12 protein-coding genes are annotated in these 12,336 nt (G+C 70.1%); 5 read left to right on the forward strand and 7 right to left on the reverse strand.

What is annotated here, in order from left to right; translation table 11 throughout:
* The 4 genes from ACWGKQ_RS33010 to ACWGKQ_RS33025 all read left to right on the forward strand — a co-directional run.
* A partial coding sequence (locus tag ACWGKQ_RS33010) for a carbohydrate ABC transporter permease (protein ID WP_453295683.1) occupies nt 1-864 on the forward strand: 864 nt, incomplete at its 5' end.
* Complete coding sequence (locus ACWGKQ_RS33015) at nt 861-1,742, forward strand: carbohydrate ABC transporter permease (RefSeq protein ID WP_453295684.1); 882 nt, start codon at nt 861-863, stop codon at nt 1,740-1,742. The genes ACWGKQ_RS33010 and ACWGKQ_RS33015, both read left to right, overlap by 4 nt.
* Nucleotides 1,743-1,773: 31 nt before the next feature.
* Entirely contained in the window at nt 1,774-3,387 is a 1,614-nt protein-coding gene (locus tag ACWGKQ_RS33020; RefSeq protein WP_453295685.1) for a glycoside hydrolase family 13 protein, read from the forward strand.
* Between the two features lie 54 nt (nt 3,388-3,441).
* Nucleotides 3,442-5,619, forward strand: coding sequence for a discoidin domain-containing protein (locus tag ACWGKQ_RS33025; protein ID WP_453295686.1), 2,178 nt, complete (start codon nt 3,442-3,444; stop codon nt 5,617-5,619).
* Here the strand turns inward: ACWGKQ_RS33025 and ACWGKQ_RS33030 are convergent.
* Genes ACWGKQ_RS33030 through ACWGKQ_RS33045 form a run of 4 tightly spaced genes read right to left on the reverse strand, consistent with a single transcriptional unit; the run spans nt 5,588 to nt 8,939 of the window.
* Nucleotides 5,588-6,406, reverse strand: coding sequence for an ABC transporter ATP-binding protein (locus tag ACWGKQ_RS33030; RefSeq protein WP_453295687.1), 819 nt, complete (start codon nt 6,404-6,406; stop codon nt 5,588-5,590). The genes ACWGKQ_RS33025 and ACWGKQ_RS33030 overlap by 32 nt on opposite strands.
* A 24-nt stretch (nt 6,407-6,430) precedes the next feature.
* Nucleotides 6,431-7,207 carry an ABC transporter permease gene (locus ACWGKQ_RS33035; protein WP_453295688.1) on the reverse strand — a complete coding sequence of 259 codons (777 nt, stop codon included), beginning with the start codon at nt 7,205-7,207 and terminating at the stop codon, nt 6,431-6,433.
* Nucleotides 7,204-7,977: an ABC transporter permease gene (locus tag ACWGKQ_RS33040; RefSeq protein WP_453295689.1), complete on the reverse strand. Its 774-nt coding sequence runs from the start codon at nt 7,975-7,977 to the stop codon at nt 7,204-7,206. The genes ACWGKQ_RS33035 and ACWGKQ_RS33040 overlap by 4 nt, the downstream gene beginning before the upstream one ends.
* Nucleotides 7,974-8,939, reverse strand: a complete 966-nt coding sequence (locus ACWGKQ_RS33045) for an ABC transporter substrate-binding protein (protein WP_453295690.1) — start codon at nt 8,937-8,939, stop codon at nt 7,974-7,976. Before ACWGKQ_RS33045 ends, ACWGKQ_RS33040 begins: the two co-directional genes overlap by 4 nt.
* 198 nt (nt 8,940-9,137) lie before the next feature.
* On the opposite strand from ACWGKQ_RS33045, the gene ACWGKQ_RS33050 reads away from it, so the two are divergent.
* Complete coding sequence (locus tag ACWGKQ_RS33050; protein ID WP_453295691.1) at nt 9,138-9,848, forward strand: IclR family transcriptional regulator domain-containing protein; 711 nt, start codon at nt 9,138-9,140, stop codon at nt 9,846-9,848.
* Here ACWGKQ_RS33050 and ACWGKQ_RS33055 read toward each other — a convergent pair.
* From ACWGKQ_RS33055 to ACWGKQ_RS33065, 3 genes are read right to left on the reverse strand one after another with little or no spacing between them, the layout of a single operon-like run.
* Nucleotides 9,799-10,737: a PDR/VanB family oxidoreductase gene (locus tag ACWGKQ_RS33055; protein WP_453295692.1), complete on the reverse strand. Its 939-nt coding sequence runs from the start codon at nt 10,735-10,737 to the stop codon at nt 9,799-9,801. The genes ACWGKQ_RS33050 and ACWGKQ_RS33055 overlap by 50 nt on opposite strands.
* Entirely contained in the window at nt 10,734-10,934 is a 201-nt protein-coding gene (locus ACWGKQ_RS33060) for a hypothetical protein (protein ID WP_453295693.1), read from the reverse strand. The genes ACWGKQ_RS33055 and ACWGKQ_RS33060 overlap by 4 nt, the downstream gene beginning before the upstream one ends.
* Complete coding sequence (locus ACWGKQ_RS33065) at nt 10,931-11,995, reverse strand: Rieske 2Fe-2S domain-containing protein (RefSeq protein WP_453295694.1); 1,065 nt, start codon at nt 11,993-11,995, stop codon at nt 10,931-10,933. Before ACWGKQ_RS33065 ends, ACWGKQ_RS33060 begins: the two co-directional genes overlap by 4 nt.
* Nucleotides 11,996-12,336: the final 341 nt, after the last annotated feature.

Below are 12,336 nucleotides of genomic sequence, written 5' to 3' on the forward strand. Positions count from 1 at the left end.
GGGATCACCGACCAGGTCCGCGCCTACGGCTTCCTGCTCGGCGGACTGATCTGCTTCGCCCTGTTCTCCTGGTACCCGGCGATCCGCGCGGTCGTGATCTCCTTCCAGAAGTACACGCCCGGCTCGTCCGCCGAGTGGGTCGGCACCGCCAACTTCACCCGGGTTTTGCACGACCCCGAGTTCTCGGCGGCCTGGCGCAACACCCTCACCTTCACCCTGCTGGCCCTGCTGATCGGCTTCGCGATCCCGTTCGTCCTCGCCCTGGTCCTCAACGAACTGCGGCACGCCAGGGCGTTCTTCCGGGTCGTGGTCTACCTCCCGGTGATGATCCCGCCGGTGGTCAGCGCCCTGCTGTGGAAGTGGTTCTACGACCCGGGAGCCGGCCTCGCCAACGAGACCCTGCGCTTCCTGCACCTGCCCACCTCGAACTGGACCAACGGCACCGGCACCGCGCTCATCTCCCTGGTGATCGTGGCGACCTGGGCCAACATGGGCGGCACGGTCCTGATCTACCTGGCCGCGCTGCAGTCCATCCCGGGCGAGCTCTACGAGGCCGCCGAACTCGACGGCGCCAGCCTGCTCCAGCGCATCCGGCACGTGACGATCCCTCAGACCAGGTTCGTCATCCTCATGCTGATGCTCCTTCAGATCATCGCCACCATGCAGGTGTTCACCGAGCCGTTCGTCATCACCGGGGGCGGCCCGGAGAACGCCACGGTCACCGTGCTCTACCTGATCTACAAGTACGCCTTCCTCTACAACGACTTCGGCGGCGCCTGCGCGCTCAGCGTGATGCTCCTGGTGCTGCTCGGCATCTTCTCGGCCGGATACCTGCGGCTGACCCGCTCCGGGGAGGACGGATGAGCAGCGCCACCCGCACCCTGATCTCCCCGGCGACGCTGGCCCGTCCACGCGGGAGGGCGATCTACTGGACCGTCTTCACCGGTGTCGTCCTGCTCTTCGCGCTCGCCTTCCTGTTCCCCGTGTACTGGATGGTGACCGGGGCGATGAAGTCACCGGACGAGGTCGCCCAGACCCCGCCCACCATCGTCCCCAAGCACTGGCACCTGTCCGGCTACACCGACGCCTGGGACCTGATGCAGCTCCCGGAGCACCTGTGGAACACGGTGGTGCAGGCCGCCGGCGCCTGGGCCTTCCAGCTGGTCTTCTGCACGGCCGCCGCCTACGCCCTGTCCAAACTCAGACCGGCCTTCGGCAAGGTGATCCTCGGCGGCATCCTGGCCACCCTGATGGTCCCGGCCCAGGCCCTGGTCGTACCCAAGTACCTGACCGCCGCCGACCTGCCGTTCATCCACACCAGCCTGCTCAACGACCCGCTCGGCATCTGGCTGCCGGCCGTCGCCAACGCCTTCAACCTGTATCTGCTGAAGCGGTTCTTCGACCAGCTGCCCCGCGACGTGCTGGAGGCCGCCGAGATCGACGGCGCCGGAAAGCTGCGCATCCTCTGGTCCGTGGTGCTGCCCATGTCCCGCCCGGTCCTCGGAGTGGTGTCGATCTTCGCCCTGGTCGCGGTCTGGCAGGACTTCCTGTGGCCGCTGATGGTCTTCTCCGACACCGACAAGCAGCCCATCAGCGTGGCCCTGGTCCAGCTTTCGCAGAACATCCAGCTCACCGTGCTCATCGCCGCCATGGTGATCGCCAGCATTCCGATGGTCGCGCTGTTCCTCGTCTTCCAGCGGCACATCATCGCCGGAATCAGCGCGGGCAGCACCAAGGGCTGACGGCCCTTCCTCCGACAGAAAGGTTCGCACCGTGGGACAGCCCAGCCATGCCCCGAAGGGCCACGAGGACCACGACTGGTGGCGCTCGGCCGTCATCTACCAGGTGTACGTCCGCAGCTTCGCCGACAGCGACGGCGACGGCACCGGCGACCTCGCGGGCGTCCGCGCCAAGCTGCCGTACCTCGCCGAACTCGGGGTGGACGCACTGTGGTTCAGCCCCTGGTACCCGTCACCGATGAAGGACGGCGGTTACGACGTCGCCGACTACCGGGCCATCGACCCGGCCTTCGGCACCCTCGCCGAGGCCGAGAAACTCATCGCGGAGGCCCGGGAACTGGGCATCCGGACGATCGTCGACATCGTCCCCAACCACGTCTCCGACCAGCACTCCTGGTTCCAGGCCGCGCTGGCCGCCGGACCGGGCAGCCCGGAGCGCGAGCTGTTCCACTTCCGGCCCGGCCGCGGCCCGAACGGCGACCTGCCGCCCAACGACTGGCCGTCGCAGTTCGCCGGCTCCACCGAACCGGTGTGGACCCGGCTGCCCGACGGCGAGTGGTACCTGCACCTCTTCACCCCCGAACAGCCCGACCTCAACTGGGCCCACCCGGCCGTCCGCCAGGAGCACGAGGACATCCTGCGCTTCTGGTTCGAGCGGGGCGTCGCGGGTGTCCGCATCGACTCGGCGGCCCTGCTGGCCAAGGACCCGGACCTGCCCGACCTGGCCACGCACCCGCACCCCCACCCCTTCGTCGACCGCGACGAACTCCACGACATCTACCGCTCCTGGCGCACGGTCGCCGACCACTACGACGGCGTGTTCGTCGGCGAGGTCTGGCTCCCCGACGCCGAACGCTTCGCCCGCTACCTGCGGCCCGACGAACTCCACACCGCCTTCAACTTCTCCTTCCTGTCCTGCCCCTGGGACGCGGCCCGGCTGCGGAACTCGATCGACACCACCCTCGCCGAGCACGCCCCGGTCGGCGCCCCCGCCACCTGGGTGCTGTGCAACCACGACGTGACCCGTACGGCCACCCGGTACGGCCGTCAGGACACCGGCTTCGACTTCGCGGCGAAGGCCTTCGGCGTGCCGACGGACCTCGCTCTCGGGACCCGCCGGGCCCGCGCGGCGGCCCTGCTGTCCCTGGCCCTGCCCGGCGCGGTCTACATCTACCAGGGCGAGGAACTGGGGCTGCCCGAGGCGGAGATCCCGGCCGACCGCATCCAGGACCCGATGTACTTCCGGTCCGGCGGCACCGACCCCGGCCGGGACGGCTGCCGGGTGCCGCTGCCCTGGGCGGCCGGGGCGCCGTACGCGGGCTTCGGTTCCCGCGAGGAGCCGTGGCTGCCGCAGCCGGCCGGGTGGGAGTCGTACGCCGTCGACCGCCAGCAGGGTGACGCCGACTCCATGCTGGCCCTCTACCGCCGCGCCGTCGCCCTGCGCCCGCGCTTCGGCGACGGCCCGCTGACCTGGCTGCCCGCCCCCGACGGCGTCCTCGCCTTCACCCGTGCGGACGTGACGTGCGTGGTCAACCTCGCCGCCACCCCCGCCGAACTCCCCGCCCACTCCCGACTCCTGCTCGGCAGCGGCCCGCTGGACGACGAAGGCCGGCTGCCGCAGGACACGGCGGTCTGGCTGACGAACTGAGCCGCCGGTACCGCTCGCGCTATCCCCGTCCCCCCACACCGAAGGGATCAGCACATGCAGAGCAGCACCGCCAGATCTGTCAGGAGCATGCCAGCTATTGCGGCCGCCGTTGCGCTCGCCGCGGGCATGCTCGTGGCCCTCGCGCCCGCCGCCCACGCGGCCGCGGGCGCGAGCCTCCCCTTCACCTCGGCCGAGGCGGAGTCGGCGACCACCACCGGCACCAAGATCGGCCCGGACTACACGCAGGGGACCCTCGCCTCCGAGGCCTCCGGACGCCAGGCCGTGCGCCTGACCTCCGGGCAGCGGGTCGAGTTCACCGCACCCCAGGCGTCCAACGCCGTGAACCTCTCCTACAGCGTCCCTGACGGGCAGACCGGCACGCTGAACGTGTACGTCAACGGGGTGAAGCTCGCGAAGACCCTCGCCGTCACCTCCAAGTACTCCTACGTGGACACCGGCTGGATCGCCGGCGCCAAGCAGCACCACTTCTTCGACAACGCCCGGCTGCTGCTCGGCCAGAACATCCAGGCCGGCGACAAGGTCGCCTTCGAGTCCACCGGCACCCAGGTCACCGTCGACGTGGCCGACTTCGAGCAGGTCGCCGGGGCCGCCGCACAGCCCGCCGGATCGGTCTCCGTCGTCTCCAAGGGCGCCGACCCCAGCGGCAACGGCGACTCCACCCAGGCCTTCCGGGACGCCATCTCCGCCGCCCAGGGCGGCACGGTGTGGATCCCGCCGGGCGACTACAAGCTGACGTCCTCGCTCAGCGGCGTACAGAACGTGACCCTGCTCGGCGCCGGCAGCTGGTACTCGGTCGTGCACACCTCGCGGTTCATCGACCAGACCAGCTCCTCGGGGAACGTCCACATCAACAACTTCGCGGTCATCGGCGAGGTCACCGAACGCGTCGACTCCAACCCGGACAACTTCGTCAACGGCTCGCTCGGGCCGAACAGTTCCGTGTCCGGCATGTGGATCCAGCACCTCAAGTGCGGGTTCTGGCTGACCGGCAACAACGACAACCTCGTCGTCGAGAACAACCGCATCCTCGACACCACCGCCGACGGCCTCAACCTCAACGGCAACGCCCACGGCGTCCAGGTCCGCAACAACTTCCTGCGCAACCAGGGCGACGACTCCCTCGCCATGTGGTCCCTGAACTCGCCCGACTCCAACTCCAGCTTCACCAACAACACCATCTCCCAGCCGAACCTGGCCAACGGCATCGCGATCTACGGCGGCACCGACCTCTCGGTGAGGAACAACCTGGTCTCCGACACCAACGCCCTCGGCAGCGGTATCGCCATCTCCAACCAGAAGTTCCTCGACCCGTTCTCCCCGCTGTCCGGCACCATCACGGTCGACGGCAACACGCTCGTGCGCACCGGCGCGATGAACCCCAACTGGAACCACCCGATGGGCGCGCTGCGCGTCGACTCCTACGACAGCGCCATCAACGCCACCGTCGACATCACCAACACCACGATCACCAACAGCCCGTACAGCGCCTTCGAGTTCGTCTCCGGCGGCGGGCAGGGGTACCCGGTCCGGAACGTCAACGTGACCGGCGCGACCGTGCAGAACACCGGGACGGTCGTGGTGCAGGCCGAGGCGCAGGGCGCCGCCGCCTTCCGCAACGTCACCGCCACCGGCGTCGGCGCGGCCGGCATCTACAACTGCCCCTACCCGGCGAACTCCGGCTCCTTCGCGCTCACCGACGGCGGCGGCAACTCCGGCTGGTCCAGCACCTGGTCGGACTGCTCCACCTGGCCGACGCCCGGACAGGGCGACCCCGACCCGGACCCGAACCGCAACCTCGCCAAGGGCCGCCCGGCGACCGCCACCGGCTCGCAGGACGTCTACACGCCCGGCAAGGCGGTCGACGGCGACGCGAACAGCTACTGGGAGTCCACCAACAACGCCTTCCCGCAGTCCCTGACCGTCGACCTCGGCTCCGCCTACGCGGCCCGCCGGCTGGTGCTGAAACTGCCCCCGTCCTCGGCCTGGAGCGCGCGCACCCAGACCATCACCGTCCTCGGCAGCACCGACGGCTCGAACTACTCGACCGTGGTGGGCTCCACGGGCTACCGCTTCGACCCGGCCACCGGCAACACCGTCACCGTGCCGCTGCCCAGTTCCACCAACCTGCGCTATCTGCGGCTGACCGTCACCGCCAACAACGGCTGGCCGGCCGGCCAGTTCAGTGAGGTGGAGGCGTATCTGACTTCGTGACCGGGTCCTCCCCCCGGGGAACCCCGCGCTTCGCCGCCTGGATCTGCTCGTAGACGTGGGTCCGCAGTTCGGCGAAGCGCGGGGCGACCCGTGTGTGCAACTGGTCGCGCTCGTCCGGCAGATCGACCTTCAGCTGCTCCTGGACGACGGTCGGGGAGGCGGAGAGCACGATCACCCGCTGGCCCAGGTAGACGGCCTCGTCGATGTCGTGCGTGACGAACAGGATGGTGATCCCGCGCTCCCGCCACAACCCCCGGACCAGGTCCTCCAGATCGGCCCGGGTCTGGGCGTCGACGGCGGCGAACGGCTCGTCCATCAGGAGCACCTGGGGTTCGTAGGCGAGGGCGCGGGCGATCGCCACCCGCTGCTGCATACCGCCGGAGAGCTGCCACGGGTAGGCGCCGGCGGCGTCCGCGAGACCGACCGAGCCGAGCGCGTCGGTGACGAGTGCCTTCCGCCGCTCGCGGGGCAAGTGCTTCTGCTTCAGGGGGAGTTCGACGTTCTCGGCGACCCGCATCCAGGGGAACAGGCTGCGCCCGTACTCCTGGAAGACGAACGCCATGCCGGGAGGCGGACCGGTCACCTTCCGGCCCTCCAGGAGGACTTCGCCGCCGGTCGGGGTGAGCAGGCCGCCCATGCACTTCAGCAGGGTGGTCTTGCCGCAGCCCGACGGGCCGACCAGGCAGACGAGTTCGCCCGCCGTCACGGTGAAGGTGAGGTCCCGCACCGCCTCGATACGGCGGCCGGATCCGTCGTAGACCTTCTTCAGGCCGCGTACGTCGAGCATGACCCGCCCCTTCGCGAGGTTCATTCAGGACCGCCGGGTTGTCGCGCGCAGCCCGTGGTACCAGCCGAGCACCCGCCGCTCGACCAGCTGGAAGACCACCGACAGCGCGAAGCCGAGCAGGCCCAGCAGCAGGATCCCGGTCCACATGTCGGGGATCGCGAAGCCGCGCTGGAACTGCACGATGGTGTAGCCGAGCCCGTTGCTGGCCGCGAACATCTCGCTGATGACCATCAGGATGATCCCGATCGACAGCGCCTGCCGCAGGCCCGCGAAGATCTGCGGGCTCGCCGAACGCAGTACCAGCGTACGCAGCCGGGCCGCGCCCGTGATGCCGTAGGAGCGGGCCGTCTCGGCCATCACCGGGTCGACCGCCCGCACGCCCTCGACCGTGTTGAGCAGGATCGGCCAGACGCAGCCGCTGGCGATCACCACGATCTTCATGGTGTCGCCGATGCCCGCGAACAGCATGATGACCGGGACGAGCACCGGCGGCGGCACCGCCCGCAGGAACTCCAGGACCGGTTCGCACACCGCCCGCACCCGCCGGTACGAGCCGATGACCGTGCCCAGGGCCACGCCGGCGACGGCCGCCGTCGCGTACCCGGCGAGCAGTCGCAGCACACTGCGCAGCAGGTCGTCGTGGAGCCGCCGGCCGGTCCAGACGTCCGGGAAGGTCTTCAGGATCGTGCGCAGCGGCGGCCAGTAGACGTTCGTGCTGCCGGCCGAGGCCGCCCACCACAGCGCGACCAGCAGCGCGGGCAGGGCCAGTACGTACACCACTCTGAGCAGCAGCCGCCTCACACCGCCACCTCCCCGCGCACCGACTGGTGCCAGGCCAGCGCCCGCCGTTCCACCGACCGGGCGCCCACGTTGATGACCAGTCCGAGAAGCCCGGTCACCACGATCAGGGCGTACATGTCCGGCACCGCCTGGGAGGCCTGGGCGACCGCGATCTGCTGCCCCAACCCCGGTGCGCCGATGACCAGTTCGGCGGTGATGGTGAGGATCAGCGCGACCGCCGCGGCCAGCCGGACGCCGGTCATCACGTACGGCAGCGCGGTCGGCCACAGCACGTGGCGGACCCGGGCCCAGGTGCCGAGACCGTACGACCGTGCCGTCTCCTCGGCGACCGGGTCGACGTCCTGGACGCCGTACATCACCTGGATCAGCACCTGCCAGAAGGAGGCGTAGACGACGAGCAGGAGGACCGAGCGGAGTTCGGTGCCGTAGAGGAGGATCGCGAGGGGGATCAGGGCGACCGAGGGGATCGGGCGGAGGAACTCGATGGTGGAGGCGGTGGCCTCGCGCAGGTGCGGGACGATCGAGAGGGCGGCCCCGGCCGCGATGCCGGCGCCGACCGCGACGGCCAGGCCCACCGCCCAGCCGGTGAGGGTGTCGCCGAGCGCCGACCAGAAGGCGCCGTCGGCGAGTTCGGTGCCGAGGGCGCGGGCGATCCGGCTGGTCGGCGGGAAGTAGTCGGCCTTGACCAGGCCGAGCCGCGGCACCGCCTCGCCCAGGGCGAGGAAGACCGCGAGCCCGGCCGCACCCAACGCGGTGTTGAGACCCTTCACGGCAGCAGCTTGTCCAGGTCGGGTGCCGTCTTGAAGAGGCCGTCCTGCTCGCTGAGTTTCTCCAGCGTCTCGATCGAGGAACGGTTCGCTTCGGCGGGCCATTTGGGCAGCGTCACCGCGGCCAGGACGTTCGCGGGTGTCTTGGTGTAGGTGGTGACGATCTGCCGGACCTCGTCCGAGTGCGCGTCGGCGTAGGACAGCGACTCCGCGACGGCCGCCTGGAACTTCTTCACGACAGCGGGGTTCTTCTGCGCGTACGACGTCGAGGTGAAGTACATGGCGACGGTGAGGTTCTTCGCCACGTCGACCAGCGGCGAGGCGATCTCGGTGGCGCCCTGGAGCTTCATGGTCGCAAGGGCTGGTTCGACAGCCATCGCGGCGTCGATCTGGCCCTTGTCGAGCGCGGCCGGCATCTGGTCGAAGGCGAGCTCGACGAACTGCACCTTGTCCGGATCGCCGCCCGCCTTGCGCACGGACTCGCGGACCGCGGTCTCGTTGATGTTCTTCAGCGTGTTGACGGCGACCTTCTTGCCCTCCAGCTGCTTCGGCGAGGTGATGCTGCTGCCCTTCTTCACGACGAGACCGCCGAAGTCCTTGCCCGCCACGCCCGTCGAGGCCACGCCGTTGGCGATCGCCTGCACCGGCACGTTGCTGGACTGCGCGATCATCAGCGAGGTGATGTTGCTGAAGCCGAACTGGAACTGACCGCTCGTCACGCCGGGCACGATGGCCGCGCCGCCCTGGGCGAGTGTCATCGACAGTTTCAGGCCGCGCTTGCTGAAGAAGCCCTCCTTCTGGCCGAGATAGAGGGGGGCGACGTCGACGATGGGGATGATCCCCACCTTGACGGTGGTGGTGCCGCCCGACGAGGTCGAGGTGGACGACGAACCCCCGGAGGAGCCGCAGGCCGCCGTGGCGAGCAGGAAGGTGCCGGTCGCGAGACCGGCGAGCAGACGACGCATGGCTCCTCCTGTGCAGACAACGGTGTTCCGACAGGCTGTGCGCTGTGCGCACACTGGTGCTCGATTGGTGCTCAGCGGGACGGTAGAACCGGCCGTACAACCCGGTCAATGGGTTTAGCTGACAAAATTGTTGACAGTTATCGAACCGCGCTCTCACCGTGTTGTCCGTGTCGGACCGCGTCGGACCGGGAGGCGATGATGTCGAGGGATGCTCGCGCACCGCATTTCGTCAGGTCCTTCGAGCGCGGCCTGGCCGTCATCCGGGCCTTCGACGCCGAGCATCCGGCGCGCACGCTCAGCGAGGTGGCCCGCGCCTGCGACCTCACCCGCGCCGCCGCCCGCCGCCTGCTGCTCACCCTCGCCGACCTCGGCTACGTCCACTCGGACGGCCGCCGCTTCCGCCTCACCCCGCGCGTCCTGGAACTCGGCTACGCCTACCTCGCCGGCCTGGACCTGCCCAACCTCGCACAGCCGCATCTGGCACAACTCGCCGAACTGACGGGGGAGTCGGCGGCGCTGTGCCTGCCGGACGGCGACGCCGTGGTGCCGGTCGCCGCCGCCCGGCCCCGGCGGGTGATGGCGGCCACGATCGCGGTCGGGACACGCTTCCCGGCGCACGGGACGGCGGCGGGGCGGCTGTTGCTGGCCGGGGAGCCGCAACCCGACTGCGTGCTGCTGGAAGGCGATCCCGAGCCCGGCGTCAGCACGATGGCCGCCCCGGTACGGGACCGGAGCGGCCGGGTGGTGGCCGGAGCGACCCTCGCGATGCACTCCGGCCGGATGTCCGCCGCGGCGGCCCGCCGCGATCTGCTGCCGCACCTGCTGGCGGCGGTGGCACGGATCGAGGCGGACCTGCGGATCACAGATCCAGTACCAGACGCGCCCCCCGGCACCGCGACACGCAGATGAGCATGGTCTCCCCGGCCGCCCGTTCCTCCTCGGTGAGCACCGAGTCCCGGTGATCCGGGTCGCCCTCCAGGACATCCGTCTCGCACGTCCCGCAGGTGCCCTCGGTGCAGGAGTAGAGCACCTCGACCCCGGCGGCCCGGACGGTGTCGAGCACGGAGACACCGGGCGCGACCGTGAGGGCACGACCGCTCTGCGCGAGGACGACCTCGAACTCCCGCTCCTCGCCCGCCTGTCGGGCCTTCGGCTGGAACCGCTCGACCCGCAGCAGCCCGGCCGGGCAGCGCGCCTCCACCGCGTCGAGGAGCGGCCCCGGACCGCAGCAGTACACGAGGGTGCCGTCCGGGACGTCGTCGAGTACGGCGGCCAGGTCCAGCAGCCCGGTCTCGTCCTGCGGGGCGACGGTGACCCGCTCCGCCCCGTACCGCGCCAACTCGCCGGTGAACGCCATGGACCGGCGGGTCCGCCCGCCGTACAGCAGCGTCCACTCGGCGCCCGCGGCCTCCGCGGCGGCGAGCATCGGCAGGATCGGGGTGATGCCGATGCCGCCCGCGAGGAACCGGTAGCGGGGTGCGGGTTCGAGCCGGAAGTGGTTGCGCGGCCCGCGCACCCGCACCTTGTCGCCGACGCGCAACTGCTCGTGGACGTAGGCGGATCCGCCGCGCCCGTCCGGCTCCCTGAGCACCGCGACCCGCCAGCCGGACCGGTCCCCGGGATCCCCGCAGAGCGAGAACTGCCGCTCCAGCTCAGGTCCGAGCACGACATCGACATGGGATCCGGGGTCCCAGCCGGGCAGTTCCTCGCCCAGTGGATGCCGCAGGGTCAGGGCGACGACCCCGTCCGCCGCCGACTCGCGCTCGGCCACGACGAGTTCGGCCTCGTACAGGCTCATGAGGCGCGCTCCGGGGACTGGGGCTGGGGCCGTGGCTGGGGCTGGGGCTGGTGGCCTTCGGGGTGGCCGAGCATCCACTCCCACATCTCGACCGGGTCCTGGGCGGTGTGCTCGGCGCCGCAGTGGCAGGTGCCGTGCAGGACGTCGGTGCCCGGCAGCCAGTCGATGCGGTAGACCTCACCGGTCGGTGCGCTCACAGGACCTTCTCCACGGGCTTGTCGCCCTCCTCGACCAGCCGGGCGAGGATACGGCGGGCGGCGAGGCCACCGGTGTCGATGTTGATGCTCAGCTCCTGGTAGCCGGCCCGCTCCGAACCCAGCGTCCGCTGGAGGAGGTTGAGGGCGTCCACGTCCTGCATCACCACCGTGTGGTTGTTGCTCCGCAGGAACTCGGTGACCTCGGCGTCGTCGGTCGCCCAGTCCCGGGAGACCATCCAGAAGTCGTACACCTTGCCGTCCCCGGACGGGGTGATCGCGTAGGTGATCTCGGTGTGGAAGCCGTTCGGGTCGCTGCCGTCGGCCTCCGGCAGGACGCCGACCGGGGCGATCCGGCTGTGCAGCAGATACAGGCACGGCGCGTGGTACTCGATGTCCTGCCAGCGTGTGATGCGCCCCGCGATCCCGGTCGAACGGGCGTAGAACGGCGGGCACTCGGCGTCGTCCATGTGCCGGCTGACCCGCACGATCCCGGCGCCCTCGTCGACCTCCGTGGTGATGGGGGTCTCGGCGACCTCGGGGGTGCCGATGTAGCCGCCGTGCAGATAGGTCTCGTGGGAGAGGTCGAGGAGGTTGTCGACGAGGAGGCCGTAGTCGGCGTCGATGGGCTCCATGCCGCGGACGGTCGTCCAGCCGGGGGCGTCGAGGTGGCGGGCCCGCGGTATGGACCGCGGGTCGGCGAGGGCCGGGTCGCCGACCCACACCCACACCAGCGAGTCCTGCTCGACCACCGGGTAGGAGGCCACCCGGGCGGTGCGCGGGATGCGTTTCTGTCCCGGCACGTACACGCACGCGCCCGTGCGGTCGTAGGTGAACCCGTGGTACCCGCACACGATCCGGTCGCCGTCGAGCCCGCTCTCCGACAGCGGGTAGCGTCGGTGCACACAGCGGTCGCTCAACGCGACGGGCGCGCCGTCCTCCTCCGCCCGGTAGAACACAAGAGGTTCCCCGAGGATCGCCCGCCCGAGCAACTCCCGCCCGACCTCGTGACTGTAGGCGGCGACGTACCACTGGTTCCTGGCGAAGGCGGTCATGTGCGGCATCGTTGCGGCTCCCGTCGTTGGGTGGTGGCGACATCGTCCGGAAGGGCGTCGCGGCGCCGCAACACCCCTTCCGCCTCACGGAAGGTTTGATATAAAAGGCCTGTTCAGAGGCCAGATCTGAATGCGCCTCGGTGCTCGACCTCAGTGAAGGGTGCCGCCATGTCTTCCGTTCTTCACCTGCGGCTCATGTCGCCGCAGCTTCGATGATTTGCGGCGAATGACCGGTCTAGCTCCTTTGTGGCAACTCCCCGACTGCATACGGCTGGTACAGCGGCAGAATTCACATAGTTGCAGATCGAAGCTGGTCGTTGCCGTGGTGGGAGGGGGCGGGGTCGAATTCG

It is taken from the genome of Streptomyces sp. NPDC054770, assembly GCF_053611985.1.